This window comes from Hydrogenophilus thermoluteolus, from assembly GCF_003574215.1.
GTDB classification, from domain to species: Bacteria; Pseudomonadota; Gammaproteobacteria; order Burkholderiales; family Rhodocyclaceae; genus Hydrogenophilus; species Hydrogenophilus thermoluteolus.
Window position 1 is genome coordinate 1,891,801 of sequence record NZ_AP018558.1, and the last position, 23,016, is coordinate 1,914,816.

At 64.0% G+C, this 23,016-nt stretch carries 16 protein-coding genes; 13 read left to right on the top strand and 3 right to left on the bottom strand.

The annotated features are described in order from the left end of the window. Nucleotides 1–6 precede the first annotated feature (6 nt). Genes HPTL_RS09245 through HPTL_RS09260 form a run of 4 tightly spaced genes read left to right on the top strand, consistent with a single transcriptional unit; the run spans nucleotide 7 to nucleotide 6,185 of the window. Entirely contained in the window at nucleotides 7–1,482 is a 1,476-nt protein-coding gene (locus HPTL_RS09245; protein WP_119335722.1) for a sodium:solute symporter family protein, read from the top strand. A 16-nt stretch (nucleotides 1,483–1,498) separates the two neighbouring features. Next, entirely contained in the window at nucleotides 1,499–2,617 is a 1,119-nt protein-coding gene (gene alr / locus HPTL_RS09250; RefSeq protein ID WP_119336162.1) for an alanine racemase, read from the top strand. A gap of 41 nt (nucleotides 2,618–2,658) precedes the next feature. Next, nucleotides 2,659–4,584 carry a phosphomethylpyrimidine synthase ThiC gene (gene thiC, locus HPTL_RS09255; RefSeq protein ID WP_119335723.1) on the top strand — a complete coding sequence of 642 codons (1,926 nt, stop codon included), beginning with the start codon at nucleotides 2,659–2,661 and terminating at the stop codon, nucleotides 4,582–4,584. Next, entirely contained in the window at nucleotides 4,581–6,185 is a 1,605-nt protein-coding gene (locus HPTL_RS09260) for a RecQ family ATP-dependent DNA helicase (protein ID WP_119335724.1), read from the top strand. Before thiC ends, HPTL_RS09260 begins: the two co-directional genes overlap by 4 nt. A gap of 77 nt (nucleotides 6,186–6,262) precedes the next feature. Here the strand turns inward: HPTL_RS09260 and HPTL_RS09265 are convergent, their stop codons facing one another. Beyond that, entirely contained in the window at nucleotides 6,263–8,017 is a 1,755-nt protein-coding gene (locus HPTL_RS09265; protein ID WP_170141327.1) for a surface-adhesin E family protein, read from the bottom strand. An 83-nt stretch (nucleotides 8,018–8,100) separates the two neighbouring features. On the opposite strand from HPTL_RS09265, the gene HPTL_RS09270 reads away from it, so the two are divergent. Genes HPTL_RS09270 through aroE form a run of 4 tightly spaced genes read left to right on the top strand, consistent with a single transcriptional unit; the run spans nucleotide 8,101 to nucleotide 12,336 of the window. Further along, nucleotides 8,101–8,622, top strand: a complete 522-nt coding sequence (locus HPTL_RS09270; RefSeq protein ID WP_119336163.1) for a DUF2478 domain-containing protein — start codon at nucleotides 8,101–8,103, stop codon at nucleotides 8,620–8,622. 33 nt (nucleotides 8,623–8,655) lie between these two features. Next, entirely contained in the window at nucleotides 8,656–10,518 is a 1,863-nt protein-coding gene (locus HPTL_RS09275; protein ID WP_119335726.1) for a ribonuclease catalytic domain-containing protein, read from the top strand. Beyond that, nucleotides 10,515–11,444, top strand: coding sequence for an energy transducer TonB (locus HPTL_RS09280; protein WP_119335727.1), 930 nt, complete (start codon nucleotides 10,515–10,517; stop codon nucleotides 11,442–11,444). The genes HPTL_RS09275 and HPTL_RS09280 overlap by 4 nt, the downstream gene beginning before the upstream one ends. Before the next feature lie 25 nt (nucleotides 11,445–11,469). Further along, on the top strand, nucleotides 11,470–12,336 hold the full coding sequence (gene aroE, locus HPTL_RS09285; protein WP_119335728.1) for a shikimate dehydrogenase: 867 nt from the start codon (nucleotides 11,470–11,472) through the stop codon (nucleotides 12,334–12,336). Here aroE and hemL read toward each other — a convergent pair. Next, entirely contained in the window at nucleotides 12,322–13,608 is a 1,287-nt protein-coding gene (gene hemL, locus HPTL_RS09290; RefSeq protein ID WP_119335729.1) for a glutamate-1-semialdehyde 2,1-aminomutase, read from the bottom strand. The two genes, aroE and hemL, sit on opposite strands and share 15 nt — an antisense overlap. Beyond that, nucleotides 13,595–14,305, bottom strand: coding sequence for a thiamine phosphate synthase (locus HPTL_RS09295; RefSeq protein ID WP_119335730.1), 711 nt, complete (start codon nucleotides 14,303–14,305; stop codon nucleotides 13,595–13,597). Before HPTL_RS09295 ends, hemL begins: the two co-directional genes overlap by 14 nt. A 68-nt stretch (nucleotides 14,306–14,373) precedes the next feature. Here HPTL_RS09295 and HPTL_RS09300 point away from each other — a divergent pair, with 68 nt between their 5' ends. The 5 genes from HPTL_RS09300 to HPTL_RS09320 are packed head-to-tail and all read left to right on the top strand — an operon-like array spanning nucleotide 14,374 to nucleotide 23,015. After that, complete coding sequence (locus tag HPTL_RS09300) at nucleotides 14,374–14,736, top strand: response regulator (protein WP_349497524.1); 363 nt, start codon at nucleotides 14,374–14,376, stop codon at nucleotides 14,734–14,736. Nucleotides 14,737–14,750: 14 nt separating this feature from the next. Beyond that, a complete protein-coding gene (locus HPTL_RS09305) occupies nucleotides 14,751–15,116 on the top strand; it encodes a response regulator (RefSeq protein ID WP_119335732.1) in 366 nt (121 codons plus the stop codon). Nucleotides 15,117–15,120: 4 nt separating this feature from the next. After that, on the top strand, nucleotides 15,121–15,657 hold the full coding sequence (locus HPTL_RS09310) for a chemotaxis protein CheW (RefSeq protein ID WP_119335733.1): 537 nt from the start codon (nucleotides 15,121–15,123) through the stop codon (nucleotides 15,655–15,657). Between the two features lie 26 nt (nucleotides 15,658–15,683). Then, nucleotides 15,684–17,768: a methyl-accepting chemotaxis protein gene (locus HPTL_RS09315; protein ID WP_197713666.1), complete on the top strand. Its 2,085-nt coding sequence runs from the start codon at nucleotides 15,684–15,686 to the stop codon at nucleotides 17,766–17,768. An 18-nt stretch (nucleotides 17,769–17,786) separates the two neighbouring features. Beyond that, nucleotides 17,787–23,015 (top strand): hybrid sensor histidine kinase/response regulator, encoded by a 5,229-nt coding sequence (locus HPTL_RS09320; protein WP_119335734.1) that lies wholly within the window; start codon nucleotides 17,787–17,789, stop codon nucleotides 23,013–23,015. Nucleotide 23,016 lies beyond the last annotated feature (1 nt).

Sequence of the window (23,016 nt, forward strand, 5' to 3'; positions counted from 1 at the left end):
GCCGAGATGCTCCTGACGTTCGTTATCCTCTACCTCTTGGTTTCGGTTGCGATCGGCCTCTGGGCCGCAACCAAGGTGCATAACGCCCGCGACTACATCGTCGCGGGGCGTAACCTCCCCTTCATCGTCGTGCTGGCGATGGTCTTTGCGACCTGGTTCGGTTCGGAAACGGTGTTGGGTATCAGCGCGACATTTCTCGAGGAAGGGTTGGTGGGACTCGCCTCCGACCCGTTGGGCGCATCGCTCTGTCTCGTGCTCTTCGGTCTGATCTTCGCGCGACCGCTCTACCGCATGAACCTGCTGACGTTGGGCGATTTCTTTCGTCGCCGCTTTAGCCCCACCATCGAGATCGTGCTCTCCTTTTGCATCGTGATCTCCTATTTGGGGTGGGTCAGCGCACAGTTCGCGGCTCTGGGGGTCGTTTTCAACGTGCTTTCCGACGGCTCGATTTCGCAAAATACCGGCGTACTCATCGGCGGCGCGGTCGTGCTCGTCTATACGGTTTTCGGTGGCATGTGGTCTGTTGCGTGGACCACCTTCATCCAGATGATCCTGATCGTCGTCGGGTTGTTGCTCGTTGCCTATTTTGCTGGGGAGAAGGCTGGCGGCGTCGCAGCAGTGCTCGACCACGCCAAAGCGGCGGGCAAGCTCGAATGGTTTCCCTCCCTTGCCGATCCACAGGCGGTCCTCACTTGGTTCGCAGCGCTCGTCACCGTGGCGCTCGGTTCGATTCCGCAGCAGGACGTCTTTCAGCGGGTGAATAGCTCGAAAAACGAGTTCGTCGCGGTTTGGGGGACGACGCTCGGGGGTGTCGCCTATTTCCTCTTTGCCGCGGTGCCGCTCTTCATCGCCTACAGCGCGACGATGATCGCCCCGGAGACCACCGCGAAATTGCTCCAGGAAGATTCACAGTTGATTCTGCCGACGCTCGTGACCGTGGAGATGCCGCTGTGGCTGCAGATCGTCTTCTTCGGCGCGCTGCTTTCCGTAATCATGAGTACCGCGAGCGGCACCCTGCTCGCGCCATCGGTGACCTTCACCGAAAACGTCGTCAAAAGCGTCTGGCCCGGAATGAGTGACCAGCAACTGCTGCGGATCACCCGCTGGACGGTCGTCGGGTTTGCGGCCCTCGTCACGGCGTACGCGCTTTCCACCAACGACTCGATCCACAAAATGGTGGAGAATGCCTATCGCGTCACGTTGGCAGGCGCGTTCGTGCCCTTGGCGTTCGGGATCTTCTGGCGGCGCGCGACCAACTTCGGGGCGACGATGGCGGTGGTCACGGGGCTGGGCGTCTGGCTCTTCGGCGAATTTTATCTCCCCGAGATGGCGATCGAGCCGCAAGTGATCGGAATGCTTGCCGCAGCGGTGGCGATGGTCGTAGGAAGCATTTTCGGGCCGAAAGCGCCCACGCCAACGGATGAGACACCGCGCCACCGCACCCATCACGCCGCGGCCGCAACCCACCACGTTCCGTACTGACGCGACGGACCGAACCGTGCGCCCTGCGCTCGCAACGATCGACCTCGACGCGCTCGTGGCCAACTACCGCTGGCTGCAGGAGCATGGAAAACCAGGGCGCACCCTAGCGGTAGTAAAAGCCGACGCGTATGGCCATGGTGCAGTGCAATGTGCGTCGGCGCTCGCGCCTTTCGTCGACGGCTTTGCGGTAGCGTTCCTCGAAGAGGCGCTGACGCTGCGGAAAAACGGCATCACTGCGCCGATCCTCGTCTTGGAAGGGTGTCTGGCAGCCGACGAGTACGCCGCGTGTTGCGCGCACCGGCTCTGGACGGTAGTCCACTGCGAACCGCAACTCGCCTGGCTCGAAGCCCACGCCCGACGCGGCGCGCCACACCCCGAGCGTATCTGGGTCAAGGTCGATAGCGGCATGCACCGCTTGGGTTTTGCTCCGGAAGCGCTCTCTGGCGTGATCGCCCGCCTGGAGCGCCTTGCAGTCGAACCCCGACATCTCGTCTGGATGACCCATCTCGCGTGCGCCGACCAACCCAAACACCCCCACACCGCCGCGCAGCTCGAACGGTTCGCCCAAGCATTGGAGGCACTTCCCGAACGCTACGCCCAAGTACCACGCAGCATCGCCAATTCGGCTGCGCTCCTTGCGTGGCCAGCCGCGCATGGCGACTGGGCGCGCCCCGGGATCGCGCTTTACGGCGCGAACCCCTTGGCCACGGAACCGTTGCCCGCCGCATTGACGCCGGTGATGACACTGCGCTCAGAGATCATCGCAACCCGTTGGATCGCCGCGGGGGAAGCGGTTGGGTACGGCGCGGCCTTCGTTGCCGAGCGCGCGACGCGCGTCGGTGTGGTCGCAATCGGATATGGCGATGGGTATCCGCGTACCGCACCGACCGGAACACCCGTTGCCGTGGCAGGTCACCGCACGCGGCTCATTGGGCGAGTCTCGATGGATCTCGTCACCGTGGATCTCACCGATCTCCCCGAATCGGTAGGGGTGGGCGCCGCGGTCGAACTGTGGGGTCGGCAAGTCTTGGTCGATGAGGTCGCACGCGCCGTGGGCACCATCGGCTATGAACTGTTGTGTCACGTGCGCCGTGTGCCGATGCGCTATCTGCCTGCTACTTGCACCGCCTGCTGAGTTGCGCTAACGTACCATTTTCCCAACAACGGAGTTGCGCGATGAACGCACCCTTCGATGCCCGCTTGGCGAAACCGGACACCGCTGCGGTTCAACCCTTCCCCAACAGCAGAAAAATCTACGTCACCGGATCGCGGTCCGACATCCGCGTCCCGATGCGCGAAATCCACCAGGCGCCCACCCCACTTCCTGGCGGCGGTTTCGAGCCCAACCCGCCTATTTTCGTCTATGACACCTCGGGGCCATACACCGACCCGGATGCCCGAATCGACATCCGCCAAGGCCTGCCGCCACTGCGTGCGGGTTGGATCGAAGCGCGTGGCGACACCGAATTGCTACCCCACCCGACCAGCCAATACGGACAGGCGCGCCTTGCCGACCCAGCGACCGAACCTTTACGCTTTCCCGGATTGAAACGCACACCGCGGCGCGCCAAACCGGGGTGTAACGTCACCCAAATGCACTACGCGCGGCGCGGCATCATCACCCCGGAGATGGAGTTCGTCGCGATTCGCGAAAACCTCAACCGGCAGGCCTATCTCGAAGCATTGCGCGCCGCCGGGCCGAGGGGGCAAAAACTGGCCGAGCGTCTCACCCGTCAGCACCAAGGGCAGCGATTTGGGGCGCACATTCCCGAAACGATCACCCCGGAATTCGTTCGCCAAGAGGTCGCTGCCGGTCGCGCGATCATCCCGGCGAACATCAACCACCCCGAATCGGAGCCGATGATCATCGGCCGCAACTTCCTGGTGAAGATCAACGCCAATATCGGCAATTCGGCGCTCGCCTCCGACATTCAAACCGAAGTCGACAAAATGACGTGGGCGATCCGTTGGGGTGCCGATACCGTGATGGATCTCTCCACCGGCAAGCACATTCACGAAACCCGCGAATGGATCATCCGCAACAGCCCGGTACCGATCGGCACTGTGCCCATCTACCAGGCGCTGGAAAAGGTCGACGGCAAAGCCGAAGAGCTGACGTGGGAAATCTTCCGCGACACCTTGATCGAGCAAGCAGAACAAGGGGTGGACTACTTCACGATCCACGCTGGCGTGCTGCTGCGCTACATTCCGCTCACCGCAGATCGGCTTACGGGAATCGTCTCCCGCGGTGGGTCGATCATGGCGAAATGGTGCCTGGCCCACCACCAAGAGAACTTCCTCTACACCCACTTCGAAGAGATCTGCGAAATCATGAAGGCGTACGACGTCGCGTTCAGCTTGGGCGACGGACTCCGCCCCGGCTCGATCTACGACGCCAACGACGAAGCGCAGCTTGCCGAACTCAAGACGCTGGGGGAATTGACCCAAATCGCCTGGAAACATGACGTCCAAGTGATGATCGAAGGCCCTGGTCACGTACCGATGCAGCTCATCGCCGAGAACGTCGAGAAAGAGTTGGCGTGGTGTCATGAAGCCCCGTTCTACACCCTTGGCCCGCTCGTCACCGACATTTCGCCCGGCTACGACCATCTGGCGAGCGCGATCGGTGCTGCGCAAATCGGCTGGTACGGCACCGCGATGCTCTGCTACGTCACGCCCAAAGAGCATTTGGGACTCCCGAACAAGGACGACGTCAAAGAAGGGATCATCGCGTACAAGATCGCCGCGCATGCCGCCGACCTCGCCAAAGGACACCCCGGCGCGCAGATCCGCGACAACGCGCTCTCCAAGGCGCGCTTCGAGTTTCGCTGGGTCGACCAATTCAACCTCTCGCTCGACCCCGACAAAGCGCGTGAATTCCATGACGAGACCCTGCCGAAGGAGTCGGCGAAGGTCGCCCACTTCTGCTCGATGTGCGGCCCCCATTTCTGCAGTATGAAGATCACGCAGGAGGTGCGGCAGTTCGCTGAGCAAGCGGGGCTCAACGAGGCCGAAGCGCTTGCCGCGGGGATGAAAAACCAGGCCGAAACGTTCAAGAAGCTGGGGGGCGAACTCTACGTTCCTGCGTCCGACGCTTCGTGAGCGAAGCGCAGTTGCGTGACCGTCCGCCCGCCTCTGCCCCGGCGGACGGGGCCGATCCGACGCTCGCGGAACGGGCGCGGCGCTTGCTGCGCACGCGCTTCGGTCTTGCGTCTTTCCGCCCCCAGCAAGAGGAGATCGTGTGCCATATCGCCGCAGGCGGCGATGCGCTCGTCTTGATGCCAACCGGAGGCGGCAAATCGCTCTGCTACCAACTGCCTGCGTTGCTGCGCGCGGGGCTTGCGGTCGTCTTCTCTCCGCTCATTGCGCTGATGGACGATCAGGTACGCGCGCTCACCGCACGAAAGATCCCTGCCGCAGCGCTCCATTCCGGGTTGGACGAAGCAGCACAGGATGCGGTGCTCGACGCGGCGTTCGAAGGGCGGCTCAAACTCCTGTTCGTCGCTCCTGAACGCCTCCCCACGCCGCGTTTTTTGGCACTCCTCGACGCGCTCCACGAACGCAACCGGCTCGCGCTTTTTGCGATCGACGAGGCGCATTGCGTCTGGCAGTGGGGACACGACTTTCGCCCCGAGTATCTGCAGTTGGCGCTTTTGGCTACCCGCTACCCCACGGTGCCGCGCGTTGCGCTCACCGCAACCGCCGACCACGTGGCGCGCGAAGAGATCATCGCCCGGCTCAACCTCCACCGCGCCCGCACCTTCCTCACCAGTTTCGACCGCAGCAACCTCTTTTACGCGATGACACCGCGCAGTGGCGACGGGAAACGGCAGCTTCTTGCCGCATTGCGCGCGCGCCCACTGGAAGGCAGCAGCATCGTCTATTGCGGCAGCCGCGCGAAGACCGAACGGATCGCCGCCTGGCTTGCTGCGCATGGGGTCCCCGCGCTTGCCTACCATGCCGGGCTCGACGCTGCGACGCGGCGCGCCCGACAGCACCAGTTCCTACACCGCGACGGCATGGTGATGGTCGCGACGATCGCATTTGGCATGGGAATCGACAAACCAGACGTGCGTTTTGTCGCCCACCTCGACCTGCCCCGTACGCTGGAAGGGTATTATCAAGAGACTGGCCGCGCTGGGAGAGACGGCGCGCCTGCGTTCGCGCAGCTTTTTTGGCGCGGCGAAGACGCAGCGCGTTGGCGCATTGCGATCGACACGAACACGCAATTACTCCCCGAACAACGAAGCGCTGCGTGGGCGCGGCTCGACGCGCTCGCCCAGCTCGTGCTCGCCTCCGGCTGCCGCCGACAGCCGCTTCTTGCCTATTTCGGGGAGCGAATCGGGCCGTGCGGCCGCTGTGACCATTGCCTGGCACCGCCGAAACGGTGGGACGCCCGCGAAGCGGCCCAAATGGCGCTCTCGGCAGTCTATCGCACTGGCCAACGACACGGCGCGCAGCTTCTCGTCGACGTCTTGCGCGGCAACGCAACGAGCCGCGTGGTCGCCGCCGGGTACGACCGCATCAAAACCTTTGGTGTCGGCGTACGAATTCCGCCCGAACGGTGGCACAGGCTCTTCCAAGCCCTGTTGCTCACAGGGGCGCTCACGCTTACTGACGCCGGTGGCTATGCGCTCACCGAACGGGCACGGCCGCTCCTCAAAGGAGCGGCCCCTTTCTGGTTGCCCCTTCCCCACAACTAACCGCAACAGGCAGGCTAAAATGGCTGCCCGCCCCACCTCCCGCGCCGCGCGAAAGTGGGTGTTGCTGCGCTGGGCCATCACCGGATCGCCTCAAGGAGTAGGCGCCCATTTGCGGGTTGCGGCGGGCGGCTGGTTCGCGGTCCGGCCAAGAGTGGCGCAATCACCCCCCCCTCTGCCTCCGTTCCGCTCTGATAGACCAGCCACACCACCCCTTCGCGACACGGCGGCCACGGCTCAGACCCTTCGTAGAGATAAAAGGTATCGAAAACCGGCAACAGCGAACGCCAATCCCACCGCAACCGGGACGCGTTACGCCCACCCTGCGCCCACTGAGCCAACGCTTCCAACTCTGGTGCGGTGCGTGTGCTCTGTGCAACTGGGATCTCGACGAAGAGGCGCGCCCCATTGCCCACGAACGCTAACACCCAAGACCCCAGCCAAGGCCCACCGCTGCGCCCCGGATGGAGCACAGGATGGTGCCACGAAGCGCGCTGCAACTGCCAAACGACGCCGCGCCAACGCAGGCTCTGAGGCGCCCGGGGCACCAGCACGATCTCCCCTTGCGGGCTTTGTGAAACCGTGTGCCATGCAGGGCGCACGAACCATTCGGGTGGCGGCACGGACGAAGGAATCGCACCACGCAGCGTAATCGGCGATTGCCGCCTGCCCGCGCGGCAGATGCGCCACTCGGGATCCATCCGATCCCACACCGCCGGACCACCCGCCCCTTCATACCGCCAGGCATCGGGCGGTGGCAGCACGCGGCGCGTACGGCTGCGTGCCGAGGAAGCGTTGCCTGTCGCCACGGGGCGATGCTGGGATGTTACGGTAAGCGCCGTCTGTGCTCCGGTGTGCGCGCGCGGTTGGCGCGTGACGCTGGGCGCTGCTGAGGTTCGATGCTCCGCGACCGCGGGTACCCCCCGTTCGGTTTTCTGAGCCGATGGTTGATGCGGCGTCACCGCATGCGCCGTTTCTGTGGTCGGGGGATTCGCACCGTGCTGCGTCGACGCTTCGTGCGTCGTCGCTACCTGCCCCCCCGGTGCGTGACGGTCACTCGCAGCGCTTTGTGCCGCCATCTTGGAGGGTGGGCTCGGCGCCAAGGTTGCGTGGGCACCGGGCGTTTTGACGATTCTCGGTTTTTTCGGCAGCAGATTGGGCACAGGCAATTGCGCGATCTCGGGCGGCAACTGACTCGGGTCGGCCAAATCGACGCCGATGGGGATGGCGCCCTCGCTCGGTTCGTGTGTTTTTTGGGCGCCTTCGGCAAGCTGCATAGCGGGTGCTGCCTGCGCAGCGGTTGGCGCGGCGTGGGCAGGAGCGGCACGCTCGTGTGAAGCCCCCTCATGCGTCGTGGGGTCCCCTGGTTCCATCGCGCTTTTTGCCGAAGCAAGCGCTTGCGCCGCTACCCGTTGCAACGCTTGCGGCGACATCGGTTCGCAAACCGCCCGCCACAACCGCTCATCGACACTCCCTTTGACGACGGGAACCGCCTGTTCCTGAGCGACGGCTTCGTCCCGGATCGGCAACCCTTCGGCGTCGAGATAGACCCGTTTGACCGTGGTAAACGTCCGGTGCTGGCAATCGAAACGGTTGAGCGCCCGAATCATCGCAAACCCCAGACGCTCTGCTTCACTCGGCGCAAGGATCACACGCCCCCACGCCACTTTGATACCGGCCTCCGCAGGCAAAATCGTTTCGGTGTCGACCTGCACTTCGCGCTCGCGGTCTTTGGCCACCGTCACCCACGCTGCCCTCGTGGGTCCACTCCAGCCCAGAAAAGCGACCATCACGGCCAGCGACACCAAACCTTTCCACACGATCGTTTCCCCCATCGTGCGCACACCCGGCAACGGGGTGCACATTGTCGGTCCTTTGACGCTATTATCGGCATGTGAAGAAAAAACTTGAGCAGGCGATGAAACTCGCGGCAATCGGCTATCGCAAAGGGGAGCACGCCGACACCTTACTCGCGGACGTCGTGACCGCATTACGGCGTCAGAACGTCTCCGTCTATGGCACCTTGCAACACTGGTTGTGCATTCCGGACGACCCGTGCGCGATGGCGCTGGAGATCCTTCCCACCGGAGAACGCTTTTCGCTTTCGCAAGATTTGGGCCGCCATGCCCAATCGTGCCGCCTCGATCCGGCCGCGCTCGCGCTCGCTGCGGCACGCGTGCGCACGATCTTGTCCGAGCATCCCCGTCCCGATCTCGTCCTCTTCAGCAAATTCGGCGAAATGGAGGCGCAAGGCGAAGGGTTCTGCGATGAAATCGTGTACGCGCTCGACCTTGGTTTGCCGGTTCTGACCGCGGTTGCCGAAGTTTGGTTGTCGGCCTGGCAGCAGTTCACTGGGGGCTTCGCCGAAACCCTTCCCTTTGCGTTCGACGCGGTGCTCGATTGGTGCCACCGCGCGGGCGTCTGCGCGCAAGTACGGTAAACTCTCCCTTTCTTCGGCGAACGACAAGGCGCTATGTATCTCCTTTTCGAAGAAGCGGGTGCGTTCAAAACGGGAATCGAACGGACCGCAACGGATGCCTCGATCCAGGTCGAACTCCCGAGCGGCCGACGCGTCAAAGTCAAAACGGCCAACGTGTTGCTGCGCTTTCGCGAACCCAATCCCGCTCAACTCCTGACGGAGGCCGAAGCGCTTGCCGAAACCCTCGATATCGACTTTCTCTGGGAAGTGAGCCCCGAGGAGACGATCTCGTTCGAGACCCTTGCCGAAGCGTACTTCGGCAAACAAGCCTCGGCGGTCGAACGGGCGGCGATGTTGCTGAAGCTCCACAGCGCCCCGATCTACTTTCACCGCAAAGGGAAAGGTCTTTTTCGCAAAGCGCCACCGGAGATCCTGCAAGCAGCACTGGCTGGACTCGAAAAAAAACGCAAGCGTCAAGCCCAGATCGACGCGTGGCGTACCGAACTGCTCGCGGGGAAGATTCCCCCCGAATGGGCACCGCTCCTTGACCAGCTCTTGTACGCGCCCGACCGCAACCAGATCGAAACCCAAGCGCTCGAAGCGGCGGCAACCGAACGCAACACCACACCCACGCGGCTTTTGATCGACCTTGGTGCCGTTGCCTCGACCCACGATTACCACTTCGGACGTTTTGCTCGGGAACTTCTCCCCGAAGAGGCCGCGCCACCCCATTGGGACGAAGCGCTCGCTACCGCCTGGTCGTCGTTGCCGCAAGCCGATGCCCCTGCCTTTTCGATCGACGACCACACGACCACCGAAATCGACGACGCGTTCTCAGTGCGCCGTCGAGCCGACGGCGGTTGGCGCGTGGGGGTCCACATCGCCGCGCCTGCCCTCTCGATCGCCGACGGCACCGAACTCGACCGCTGGGCGCGGGAACGCCTTTCGACCATCTATATGCCGGGGCACAAAATCACGATGCTCCCCCCAAGCGCGATCGCCCCCCATACCCTTGCCGAAAACCAGTGGGTTCCGGCGCTCTCGCTCTATTTCGACCTCGCGCCGTCGCTTGCGCTCGAACGCACCGAAACCCAACTCGAACGCGTCTTCATTGCCGCCAACCTTCGTCTGAACGCTCTGGAGCCCCACTTCAACGAACAGACTCTGAGCGACGGGCTCCCGGAACCTTTTCCCTGGCGTGACGAACTGAAACTCCTGTGGGACGTCGCCACCGTCTTCGAAGCGGGGCGGGGCAAATCATCGGTACAAAACGGCATCGTCGACTTTCTCTTTTACGTCGATTGGGCGATCACCACCGAAGACGGCCCCGGGTTCGTCACGCTGGTACCTCGCCCCCGCGGCGCGCCGCTCGACAAACTGGTCAGCGAATGGGCGATCGCCACCAACGTCCGTTGGGGCGAATGGCTGCGCGCGCACGACGTCGCGGGGATCTACCGCGGCCAACCACCCGGCGAGAAGGTCCGGATGTCGATCCACGCCGAACCGCATGAAGGCCTTGGGGCTCCTTGCTACCTGTGGGCCACGTCGCCGCTGCGTCGCTACGTCGACCTCGCCAACCAGCGTCAATTGCTCGCCACCCTGGGGCACGGCGAACCGCTCCCAGCGGATCGCTTGGCAGAGCTCATCCCCGCGTTCGAAACCCGCTACGCGCAGTATCAAGAGTGGCAGCGGCATATGGAGCGCTACTGGGCGCTGCGTTGGCTGCGTCAAGAGCGCGTCGAAACCACCACCGCGCTCGTCCAGCGCGAAAACTGGGTCCGGCTCGAAAGCGCGCCGCTCGCGGTAAAAGTTCCCTCGCTTCCCCTCCTGGCGTCCGGCACGCGCGTCCGCATCGCGATCGAAACGGTCGATCTCGTCGACCTCGACCTCAAGGTTCGGTACGTTGCCACCGTATGAGCGACGCGCGCCCCCCCACCCTGGTTCGGTTCTTGCTGATCTCGGTCGTCGCGCACGCACTCCTCTTTTCCCTGACTTTCGTCGCGCCACCGCCGCAACCTGCCGTTCGCCACGACGACTCGTTACAGGTCGTTCTGGTCAATGCCCGCACCCAGCACGCACCCGAAACAGCCAAGCGCTTTGCCCAGGTCGACCTTGACGGCGGGGGCGAATCCTCCACCCCGGCAACCCCCACCGCGCCGCTGCCGCCGCTACCCGATGCGCACGCGGAAACGACGCTTGTCGAACAACGGGCCGCCCCCGAAGCCGCGAAACCCACCGAAGTCGATCACTCAACGCACTCGGCATCGTCGCCAACCGCTCCGCTTTCCCGCCCCGCACCGCAACCGCAACCGAAACCAACGCCCCCAAAGCCCCCCAAACGCACGGATCACGCTCCGGCACCAACCGAAACGGGCCGCGCGCCGCACCCCACCGAGCCGCTGCGCGGCATCGACCTCCTCAACGCCGCGCAGACGATCGCGCAGTTGCAAGCGCAGATCGATCGGGAAACCAAAGCGATCGCCGAGCGCCCCCGCGTTCGCCACGTCGGCGCTTCGACCCGTTCGCACCTCTATGCGCTCTACCTCGAAGCGTGGCGCCAAAAGGTGGAACAGATCGGAACGCTCAACTACCCAAGCGAAGCTAAGGGCAAAATCTACGGTTCGCTCATTTTGCAAGTAGCGATCGATCGCGAAGGAAGGCTTGTCGATGCGAAGGTGGTCCGTTCTTCCGGCCACAAGGTGCTTGACGACGCGGCGCTCAGAATCGTTCGCCTGGCGGCACCGTTTGCGCGCTTTCCGCCCGAAATGGCCAAAGAGACCGATATCCTCGTGATCACCCGGCGCTGGACCTTCACCCGCAACGCCCGCTTTGCAACACAATAGCCCGACAATTTTGGGAGCACGACCGATGACCGATCGTTACGCCGTCTTTGGCCACCCCATTCACCACAGCAAATCCCCGTTCATCCACAGCGCGTTTGCGCAGCAAACGGGACAGGATCTGACCTACACCGCGATCGACGCGCCTGCCGAAACGTTCACGACGGCAGTTCGAACGTTTTTCGCCGAAGGCGGCAAAGGGGCGAACGTTACCGTCCCGCACAAAGAGGCCGCGCTGGCGCTTGCCGACGACGCAACGCCGCGGGCGCAAGAAGCGGGCGCGGCCAATACGCTCCTTTTCACCGCAGACGGGGCCATTTACGCCGACAACACCGACGGCGTCGGCCTCATTCGCGACCTCACGAACCGCTGGGGCCTATCACTCGAAGGGAAACGGATTCTACTCCTTGGCGCGGGGGGCGCCGCGAAAGGGATCCTTGCCCCGCTCATCGCGGCGCGGCCGCGCGCAATCACGGTGGCCAACCGCACGGCGGCGCGCGCCGAAGCGCTGACGACCGCGTTTGCGCCGCTCGCGGTTCGATTCGATGTCACGCTCACCACACTGCCGTGGGCGCAACTTGTGCACCGCGAAGCAACGCCACCGTTCGACCTCGTGCTCAACGCGACAAGCGCAAGTCTCGCGGGCAGCACTCCACCCCTTTCGCGCGCGCTTTGGGCACCAGACGCCGTTGCGTACGACCTGATGTACGGCGCCACCCCGACACCTTTCCTGATGGCCGCGCAGCAACAGGGGGCCGCGCGGCTGATCGACGGCCTGGGGATGCTCGTCGAACAGGCAGCGGAAAGCTTCTGGTTGTGGCGCGGCGTACGCCCTGAGACCGAACCGGTATTCCAGGCGCTCAGGACGCAGTTGGCCGCATCAACCGCGTGCTAGTTCGGCAAAAACCGCTTCCGCTGCCGCGATCGTCGCCGCGATCTCCGCGTCACCGTGCGCTGCGGAGACAAAACCCGCCTCGAATGCGGACGGCGCAAAATAGTGCCCCCGCGCCAACATCCCGTGAAAAAACCGCTTGAAGCGTTCGCCATCACACGCGGTGACCTCGGCGTAAGAGGTCGGCACCTTCGCGGCGAAGTAGATCCCGAACATCCCACCGACGCTGTCGGCGGCAAACGGCACGCCTGCCGCAGCCGCCGCTTGCGTGAGCCCAGCGACCAGTTTCGCAGCGTTGGCCTCGAGCGCATCATAGAATCCGGGTTGCGTGATCAGATCCAACGCCGCGAGTCCTGCCGCGACCGCAACGGGGGAGCCCGAAAGGGTGCCTGCTTGATAAACGGGGCCGAGCGGCGCCAGATGCTCCATCAACGCCCGTTTGCCACCAAACGCGGCAAGCGGCATCCCGCCGCCGACCACTTTACCCAACGTCGTGAGGTCGGGCGTCACCCCGGTAAGCCCCTGCACCCCGGTGAGCCCCACGCGAAAGCCGGTCATCACCTCGTCGAAAATCAATACCGCCCCCGCGCGATCGCACAACCGGCGCAGCGCCTCCAAAAACCCCGGAACCGGCCGCACCAGATTCATGTTGCCCGCGATCGGTTCAACGATCACCGCAGCGATCTCGTCACCGCGCTCAGCAAAGAGCGCTTCGACGGCTGCGCTGTCGTTGTACGGCAGCACCACGGTCTGCTGCGCGATCGCCTCCGGCACCCCCGCCGAGCTGGGATGGCCAAAGGTGAGTGCTCCAGAACCCGCCTTCACCAACAAACTATCGGCGTGGCCGTGGTAACACCCTTCGAACTTCACCAAGAGCGGCCGCCCCGTCACCCCGCGCGCCAGGCGGATCGCGCTCATCGTCGCTTCGGTGCCGGAACTCACCAGCCGCACCATCTCGAGCGACGGCAGCAGCGCACACAGCCGTTCGGCGAATTCCACTTCGCGCACCGTCGGCGCCCCAAACGACAAGCCGTCGCACGCGGCCGCCCGTACCGCTTCCACGATTTTCGGGTGCGCGTGGCCGGCGATCGCCGGCCCCCAAGAACCCACGTAGTCGATGTAGCGCACGCCTGCTTCGTCCCAGACGAACGGCCCTTCCCCCCGACGCAAGAATCGCGGTGTGCCGCCCACGGAGCGAAACGCCCGTACCGGCGAATTGACCCCGCCTGGAATCACCTGTTGCGCTCGGGCAAACCACGCTTCATTGACATCCATCTTCAGCTCCTCGTTTCGGTTCGATCTGTTGCGAAGGGCAATCGCATTGCCAGCGGTCGAACGCTTCCCGCCACGCGGCAGCGCGCACCGCAACCGCGCTCAGCGACGGTTGCGCGAATAGGTCTGCGATCACCGCAACCCCGTCCACTCCAGCTGCGAGCAACTCCGGCACCCGCGCAAGCGTCACCCCACCGATCGCCACCCGCGGCACACCCAACGCGCGCGTCGCCGCAAAAAGCGAAAGCGGCGCGGTCTGCGCGCCGGGTTTGGTTTGGGAGGGAAAGACCGCACCAAACGCGACGTAACTCGCCCCTTCGGCAACTGCCGCTTCGGCGCGCAGCCGCGACGCGTAACAACTCGCCCCGATCACTGCTTGCGGCCCCAGCCGCTGCCGAGCCTCAGTCAGCGAACCGTCTCCCTGACCCAAATGGACACCGACTCCAAGGCTTTGCGCGAGACGCCAATCGTCGTTGATCACGACCACCGCCACCCCCGCCGCTGCGGCACGGGCACACAGCCATTCGGCCTCTTTCTGGCGCTCCGAAAGCGTAGCGGCCTTGTTACGGTACTGCACCCAATCAGGCCGCGCCTCGAGCGCTGCTGCAACCCGTGCCCGCCACTGCGCACCATCGGGGTCGTCTGGAGTGATCAGGTACCAAAACGGGCGGGCGGTGGCATGGCGCGCGAATGTTGTCATCGATCTTGGCAAAGTGCGGATTATTTCTTATTATACCGCTTCCCCTCCCCCTCTGCCTGGAGGACGCGTTGGCCACCGTGCTCGTCATCGATGACAGCAACACCATCCGCCGCAGCGCCGAGCTCTTTTTGCAATCGGCAGGGCACCACGTCATCTTGGCGACGGATGGTTTCGACGCGCTCACCAAAATCGTCGGCAATCCCCCCGATGTGATCTTCATCGACGTGATGATGCCACGGCTCGACGGCTACCAAACCTGCGCGCTCCTCAAAAAAAACGACCGTTTCCGGCACATTCCCGTGATCATGCTCACCTCGAAAGACGGCGTTTTCGACCGCGCCCGCGGCGCATTGGTCGGTTGTGACGAATACCTCACAAAACCGTTTACCAAAAGCGAACTATTGGAGGCGGTCGCCCGCCACATCACGTAAGGAGTCAACCCGCTATGGCCATCAAACGTGTTCTCATCGTCGACGATTCCCCCACCGAACGGGCAGCGTTTCAAGAAATCCTGAGCGATGCCGGTTACGAAACCATCCTTGCCGCCTCAGGCGAAGAAGGGATCGCGCTCGCCAAAAGCGAAAAACCGGATGCGATCATCATGGATATCGTGATGCCGGGGCTGAACGGCTTTCAGGCAACGCGGCAGCTTTCGCGCGACGAAGCCACGCGCGCAATTCCCGTGATCATGTGTACCACCAAAGGCCAGGAGACGGACAAAATCTGGGGCATGCGGCAGGGGGCAATCGCCTACCTCGTCAAACCGATCGACCCGGCGGCGCTTTTGGACGCACTCAAACAACTGGGTTGATTCGATGGCCAAACGGACCGACATCCGCCGTTTTCAGGAAACGCTGGCGCAAAAGCTCGCGGCAGCGCAGCACCAGAGCGAAGGGATCGCCGCGCGCTGGCTCGGCGTGATGGTCGGAGCCCAACCGGTGCTGCTCCCGCTGTCGGCCACCGCGGGCGTTATCCACGAATTCACGCTCACGCACGTCCCCTTTTCCCCACCTCACTTCCGCGGTGTCACCAACGTCCGTGGGGAGCTCCACGACGTGCTCGATCTCGCACCGCTCTTCACCCAGACCGAGACCCCCCTGAGCGGAACCGCCCGCCTCGTCGTGTTGCAGTCTGCGATCGCACCGCGCACTGCGCTGCTTGCTGCGCGGGTCGTCGGTCTTCGCCGCCCTGAAGCGATGCGACCGCTGGACCATTCAACGCCTAAAGAAGGCGTTGTTGCCATGTGGCAAGAAAGTGAGGACCCCAACGCCCCCGTCTGGCAAGAGATCGATTTGCCCTTCTGGCTTCGTCAAGCCGCCCAGGCCTTCACCAGCGAACCCCTGCACGAGTGAATCACCCACGAAAGGAATCGACGGCCATGCTTCAGTCGCTCTTTCAACGCACCAAACGGCACTCCCCCCCCCGTTCCGCCCCCGCTTCGCCGTCCAGCACCAGCGGCTGGGATCTGTTCCGCGGCCCCGCGATTGCGCTCGTCATCACGTTGCTCTTCACGCTCGTCGCTTTGCGTTTGGTCTCTGCGCCAGTCGAGATCGCCGAAAAGCAAGACATGCTTTTGCGGGAATTCGAAAACGCACTGCTACCGTTCCAAAACGCTTTGACGCAATTGACCACGAGTGGTCGCAGCACGACGCCGCTGGAAACGATCGCCAGCGAACAGGAGGCCCGTTTGCAGCAATTGCGCGAAAGCGTCGCGGCGTTGCGCGATACCGTCGGGTTCGCCCTTTGGACGGAGTTTGGCGGGAACCGCTCCGAACAAATCGAAAACCATCTCGCAGCGCTCTACCAACAGTGGCAGCAGGCGCAGCAAGAATTGCGCACTTTGTTAGTCGCCAACCAGACAGTTGCCGATTTTCGCGCCCAGCTCACCGCAATCAGCCAAGCAGCCGACAACCTCAGCGAAGCAGCGAAAGCGATCGCGGCACAACTCGAAGACCGCACTGCTGCCCGCGAACTGCTCGTGACCGCGCTCACGGCGCAAGACGTGGCGCAACAAGCCAACCGGCTGCTTACGGCTGCCCCGGCCGACCGTGAAGCGCTTCTTGCCGCGCTGGAAAACGCGGTTGAGAAACTCGGAGCACTGGCGAATGGCCTGAACCGCAGCGCCGTCCCCTTTGCGCTCAAAGACCGGTTCGATGCGCTCGTTGCCGCCGCCCAATCGTTGCGCGACGACGCAACGACCCTACTCAACGCGGCCGCCACCTATTTCGCGCAACAAGACAGTGCTGCATTGCTCCAGCAATGGATTCCACAGCTGCAGCAGCAAGCGAACACGATTTACACCCTGGTCGAGCGCGAACTCGAAACCGGCCGCTCGGCAACCAACTTGATTCTCATGCTCACCGGTATCGCGCTCGTCGGGATCTTCGTCCAAGTGGTGAAGAGCTACGTCGACTTCCAGGCGGCACAAAGTGCGAAAGAACAGGCCGAGCGGGCCAAAGCAGAAGCGGAAAACCGGCGAACACAAGAAGCGATTTTGCGCCTTCTCAACGAAATGGCCGACCTCGCCGAAGGGGACCTCACCATTCGCGCGACCGTGACCGAGGACGTGACCGGCGCGATCGCCGACTCGGTGAACTTCGCGATCGAAGAGCTTGGCAACCTCGTGCGCCGCATCAACGAAACCGCCGAACAGGTTGCGCAAGCAACAACCCAGACGCAAGCACGCTCGACGAACCTCTTGACCGCTGCCCAGCAACAGTCGGAAGAGATCGAAGAAGCGGACGCGATCACCCAAGAAGTGGCGCAAGCGCTTTCCCGGGCGGCGGAAAGCGCCAACCAAGCGGCGCAGGCGGCACGCCGCTCGCTCGAAGCGTCGCAAAAAGGGACGCTTGCGGTGAACCAGTCGGTGGAAGGGATGGACCGGATCCGCGAGCAGATCCAAGAGACCGCGAAACGGATCAAACGGTTGGGCGAATCGTCGCAGGAGATCGGCGAAATCGTCGAACTCATCTCCGACATTACCGAACAGACCAACGTGCTCGCGTTGAACGCCGCGATTCAGGCCGCTGCAGCGGGGGAAGCGGGACGGGGCTTTTCGGTGGTTGCCGAGGAGGTGCAACGCCTTGCCGAACGTTCGGCGGAAGCGACGAAACAGATCGCCGCGATCGTGCGCACCATTCAGACCGACACCCACGAAACCATCGCCGCGATGGAAGCGACCACGCAAGAGGTGGTGCAAGGGGCTGCGCTCTCGGAAGAAGCCCGCCGCGCACTCGACGAGATCGCGACAACCTCGCGCGAAACGGCCGCACAGATCGCGCGGGTGGCGCAAGAGATCCAATCCCAAGCGCAGCGCGGTGAAACCATTTCCCGCCTGATGCGCGACGTCTTGACGCTCACCCAAACCACCCGCTCCGGTACCGAAGAAACCGCCGAAGAGATCGCGCGGCTTGCCGACCTAGCCGCGGAATTGCGCGGTTCGGTCGCCGGGTTCCGGGTCTAACCGAGGGAGTTTTGCGACGTGCCTCGCATCGACTTCGACGCGCTTTCCTGGATCGCCGACGAAATTTCCCGTTCGCTGCAAGCGGCGCGCACGCTCGTCGCGGCATGCACCACCCACTTCGACCCAGCCAATTTACGCGAAGCGCAAACCCACCTCTTCGCCGCAAAAAGCGTGCTCGAAGTCGCAGCGATCGAGCCCCTTCCTCGGTTCCTCGCGCTTTTGGAAAAGGCGATCGACACCCTCTTCGATGCCCCGGACCTTTCGTCCGCCGCCCTCGCAACTGTGGAGCGAGCGCTTGTCGCGGTCGAAAACCTCTGGTACGAACTGACGCACCACCACCGTTGGCAGCCGTTACGGCTGCGCGACCCCTACCTGGCACTCGCGCCACTTGCGAAAGCGGCGAACGCGCACCCAGCCGACCTCTGGCCTTTTCCGCTACCCAAACCCGGAGGCACACCGCAGATCCGATCGCCCGAAGCGGAACAGGCGGCGCGCACGAAACTTCGCCACCGCTTCACCCAAAGCCTTGCGCGTTGGCTCAAAACGGGCGACCCCGTCGCGCTCTTGCCCGCCCGAGAAGCACTGGTCGGTCGCCTCATGCTCGATGCGGGCCGCGACGACGAACCCCTCTGGATTGCCGCGACCGCATTCGTCGAAGCACTCATCCGCAAGCAACTCGATAGGGACCCCGAGTCGCAACGACTCCTCCGTTTGCTGCAGCGCGCACAAAAGGAACTGCTCACTGCAGAATCCCGTCTCGCGCTCTTTCGCCAATTGCTCTTGCCGCTTGCGGCACGCGCGCCGCAAACGCGCCTGCAGCGTCTCATCCACCAATATTGGCACCCGCACGATTGGCTCCAAGACGCCGAGCTTCCGCTACCCGAGCGGCCGTTGATCGAGCTCGACCAGGCATTGATCGCTGCAACACAACACGCCCAAGCACTCTGGGAGCAAGAAGCCCCGTGGCCAGAGCGGATCGAAGCGCTCTTTGCGGTCGCACGCGCACTCTACGACCGCCCAGACTCTGAGATCCAAGCGCTGGCAGCCGCGTTGGAGACTTTTGCGCAGCAGTTACCCGACGCTGCGACGACCAACCCGGAGCGCTCCCTTCTGCTCGCAACCACGCTGCTCGCGCTCGAACGGGACGCCCAAGCGGGAACCCTCACCGCAGCGCAGTGCCGCCCGCTCGTCACCCAATGGCAAGCGGCGCGCTCTGGACAGCAAAGCCGCACGGACGCACCCACTTTGGTCGAATCGGACGGATCGCTCGCGCAAGCGCTCGACGCCGAAGTCATCCAACTGTGTGGTGAGATCGAGCACGCGCTCGACACCTTTTGGCGCACCCCCGACGCGACCCTGCCCCTGAAAGCGATCAAGAAAGCGCTCGACCAACTGGCCGCGATCTGCGTCGTCTCCGACCACACCGCGCTGCTTTCCGAAATCGACGCGGTTCGCGACTGGTTGCAAACCGTCGCTGCGGGCAAACAGCGCTTCGACCCGCAAAACCCGCTGATCGCCAAGATCGCTACCTGGGCGCAACGGATCAGCCAACCTGCCCTGCCCAGAGACAGCGAACCGAATCCCGACCCCATCCCGTGGGATCGCCTCTTTCCCCAGCACCCGGCGTCTGTCCCCGCGACAGAAGCCACCGCGACCGATGCGACCCAGTCCAAGCAGGTCCCCGTGCCACCGCACGAACCGCGAGTCGAGGCACACGAACCCCTACCCGACGTGCCCCAACCGGCACCGAGTGCCTCCCCTGTGGTCACAGCGCACGACCCTAGCGCCGCAGACACGAAAGCCGACGAAACCGCCGAGCTGCGCGCGATCTTCCTCGCCGAATGCGACGAGATCCTCGCGGCGATGGGCGCCGCCCGCGCTCAGCTCGAACAGCAACCGACGAATCGGGACGCGCTTACCCAATGGCGTCGGCAAGTCCATACCCTCAAAGGCAGTAGCCGCATCGTCGGCTTGACCCAACTCGGGGAAACGGCGTGGGAGTTAGAGCAGACACTCAACCACTGCCTGCGCCACACCGACTTCGTCCCCTCGGCCGACTTTCTCGCGTTCCTGTCGAACGCGGAAAACGCGTTCGCACAAGCCGCCGCAACGATCGCCCAAAGTGGCGAAGACCTCCCCGTCCCAATCGCGGAGCTGGTCGAAGCGGCGCAGCGCTGGCGCGCAACGCCACGATCAGAAAGCGAAGCCGCTAAGTCCCAACCCACCACTTCGTGCGCCGAAAGCGACGCAGAGCGCGGCGAAACCGCCACGCCCGAACCCGTTGCACCGCAGTCGCAGGAACCCCCCACCTCCGCCAAGGAAGAACACGCGCCGCATCCCGATTGGCACACCATCGATTTCGAACCGGAGGCTGCCGCAACTTCGGAACCTGTTCCCAGCCAGCCGGCACCCCCCCAACCCGACCGCTATTTCACCTTTGGCAACCGCAAAGTCTCGCGCGCCATCTTCGAAATCTTCCGCACCGAAGCGCGCGAACATCTGGCCACGCTCGCACGCTTCCTGCACGACCCCGAAACCCCTTCGGACGCTGTCGTGCGTGCTGCCCATACCCTGGCCAGCATTTGCGGTACCGCACAGATCCCTGAAATGCACGACTTGGCCCGGGCGTGGGAATTGCGGCTCTTGGCGATGCAACGCGCGGGCGCAGCGCCGAACGACCAAGACCTCACGGTTTTCCACGCAGTGCACTCGGCGCTACACAACGACCTCGTCACTGTCGAAGACGGGAAAATCCCGCCACGGCGTGACGAATTGATCGCCACGCTCGAAACGCCACCCGCCGCTGCGCCAGAACCGTCCGCTGCAGCCACCTCCGCAGTCCCAGCAGAAGCGCCCGCTGCAGCTTCCTCTGAGGGCACGCCAGAAACGCCAGCCGCAGCCACCCCCTCCGCCGTTTCCCCCGCACCGAATCCGGAACCTGACCTGGCGCCTAAAACCGAACCAAGCGGCGAAACGCAGGATCACCTCGACGCAGCGCTCCTGCCGATCTTTGCCGAAGAGGGGCGGGACCTCTTCGCGCAACTCGAAGCGGCGCTCGAACACCTTCCCGAGCCGGATTCGGCGCAACCCGAAACCTTCGAACCGATCCTGCGGCTTTTGCACACCCTCAAAGGGAGCGCCCGAATGGCGGGCGCACTCGCGCTGGGCGACCGCATCCACCAGATCGAACAACACCTGAAAGAGACGCCCGTTGCCATTGCGCAGCGCACGCTCCCCGAACTCGTTGCCGCTGCCCGCGCCCACTTCCTCCAGCTCCTCACCCAACCGACCGAACCGTCTGCCGAAGCAGCACCCGACGCTCGACCGATCACGCTGCCTACCGACGCGCCCGAAACCGAAACGCCGCTTGGCACCACTGCGGTGCTGCCGATGACGCTTCGGATTCCCGCACCGACGATCGACCGCTGGGTCAATGAACTCAGCGAAATCGCGATCCAACGGGCCCGCGCCGAAAGCGAACTCGTCACCCTGCGGCAGGCCGCAAACGACCTCACCGAAAACGTCCACCGCTTGCGCCACCACCTGCGCGAACTCGAAATCCAAGCCGAAGCGCAACTCCAAGCGCGAATCCAGGTCGCGGAAACGCAACACACCGAATTCGACCCGCTCGAAATGGACCGCTACACGCGGCTCCAAGAGCTCACCCGGATCCTCGCCGAAGGGATCGCCGACGTCGGCACCTTGCAACAATCGATCGTGCGCACCGTCGATGCCGCGGAGGTGAGTCTCCATCGCCAATCGCGGCAAACCCGTGACCTGCAAGCAGAGATCACCGCATTGCGTGCGGTGCCCGTCGCAACGCTTCACGAGCGCTTCACGCGCATCGTCGCGCAAACTGCAGAAACCCTGGGCAAGCGGGTCGAATTCGCGCTTGTGGGTGGCGAAACCCGGGTCGACCGCGCGGCGCTCGAGCGCCTCACGCCAGCACTCGAACACCTCTTGCGCAACGCCGTCGCCCACGGGATCGAACCCCCCGACGAACGGCAGGCGCTCGGCAAATCCCCGACCGGGCGCATCACCCTCACCGTTCACGCCACCCAAGGGGAGACGCAGTGGGTGCTCACCGACGACGGTCGCGGCCTCGACGCCGAGCGGATCGCCGCGAAAGCGCGTGAAAAAGGGTGGATCGCGCCCGGTGAGACCCCAACGGAAAACGAGCTCTTGCGTTTCATCTTCCGTTCCGGGTTCTCCACCGCCGACACGGTCTCCCCGATCGCCGGGCGCGGGGTCGGGCTCGACGTGGTCCAGGCCGAAATCGCCGCGTTGGGCGGGCGTATCGACGTCAACAGCGAGCCCGGCCGCGGCGTGCGTTTCCAGATCCGCATCCCCACCGAGCTCGCGCTGACGCAACTCCTCCTGGTCGTGGGTCATGGACGGCGCTGGGGGATTCCCACCGAATGGATCGTCCATACGCAACAACTCAAAGCCGACGTGCTCGAACCCCTTTTGGCGGCCGGAACGATCGAACATCTGGGCGAAACCTATCCCCTCGTCGGACTCCACACCTTGATCGCTGCCCCAGAACCGGCGCGCGCAGGGCGCCATTGGGTGATCTTCACGCGGATCGGCGACGAACGGATCGCAATCTGGGTCGAAGCGATCGCCGGCCGCCAAGAGCTCGCCGCGAAGCCGACCGGGCCGTTCCTGCGCCGCGTCGGCGGGATCTTGGGTGCCGTGCTGCTTCCCGACGGAGAGATCACGTTGATCCTCCACCCAACTCAGCTCCTCCGAACGGCGCGTCACGCAACCACGCGGCAGCGCACCGCAGAGAGTGCATCCGCCACGGTGCGCGCTGCCACCGCGGACGACGCCAGTTCTGCGGTGCACGAAGCACACCACGCCGCTCCGCTCGTTCTGGTCGTCGACGACTCACTCACCGTCCGGCGCCTCACGCAGCGGTTGCTCGAACGCCAAGGCTATCGCGTCCTGACTGCCAAAGATGGCCAAGACGCGCTCGAAAAACTCGAAGACGCCGCACCGGCTGCGATTCTATCGGACATCGAAATGCCGCGGATGGACGGATTCGAGCTTCTGCGTCACCTCCGTGCCCACCCGACGACGCGTGATACCCCAGTGATCATGATCACCTCGCGCCTTGCTGAAAAACACCGCACCCACGCGTTCGAGCTGGGCGCCACCGACTATTTGGGCAAACCCTACCAAGAGGAGACGCTGCTGGCGTTGCTTGCTCAGCACGCGCCCCTGAGCGCACGCGCTGCCGGTTGAG

Excerpts from the sequence above, each read along its gene's own strand:
- HPTL_RS09245 (WP_119335722.1), top strand. The coding sequence starts at position 7 with ATGCTCCTGACGTTCGTTATCCTCTACCTCTTGGTTTCGGTTGCGATC.
- thiC (WP_119335723.1), top strand. The coding sequence starts at position 2,659 with ATGAACGCACCCTTCGATGCCCGCTTGGCGAAACCGGACACCGCTGCG.
- HPTL_RS09265 (WP_170141327.1), bottom strand. The coding sequence starts at position 8,017 with ATGGGGGAAACGATCGTGTGGAAAGGTTTGGTGTCGCTGGCCGTGATG.
- HPTL_RS09270 (WP_119336163.1), top strand. The coding sequence starts at position 8,101 with ATGAAACTCGCGGCAATCGGCTATCGCAAAGGGGAGCACGCCGACACC.
- HPTL_RS09275 (WP_119335726.1), top strand. The coding sequence starts at position 8,656 with ATGTATCTCCTTTTCGAAGAAGCGGGTGCGTTCAAAACGGGAATCGAA.
- HPTL_RS09280 (WP_119335727.1), top strand. The coding sequence starts at position 10,515 with ATGAGCGACGCGCGCCCCCCCACCCTGGTTCGGTTCTTGCTGATCTCG.
- aroE (WP_119335728.1), top strand. The coding sequence starts at position 11,470 with ATGACCGATCGTTACGCCGTCTTTGGCCACCCCATTCACCACAGCAAA.
- hemL (WP_119335729.1), bottom strand. The coding sequence starts at position 13,608 with ATGGATGTCAATGAAGCGTGGTTTGCCCGAGCGCAACAGGTGATTCCA.
- HPTL_RS09295 (WP_119335730.1), bottom strand. The coding sequence starts at position 14,305 with ATGACAACATTCGCGCGCCATGCCACCGCCCGCCCGTTTTGGTACCTG.
- HPTL_RS09305 (WP_119335732.1), top strand. The coding sequence starts at position 14,751 with ATGGCCATCAAACGTGTTCTCATCGTCGACGATTCCCCCACCGAACGG.
- HPTL_RS09310 (WP_119335733.1), top strand. The coding sequence starts at position 15,121 with ATGGCCAAACGGACCGACATCCGCCGTTTTCAGGAAACGCTGGCGCAA.
- HPTL_RS09315 (WP_197713666.1), top strand. The coding sequence starts at position 15,684 with ATGCTTCAGTCGCTCTTTCAACGCACCAAACGGCACTCCCCCCCCCGT.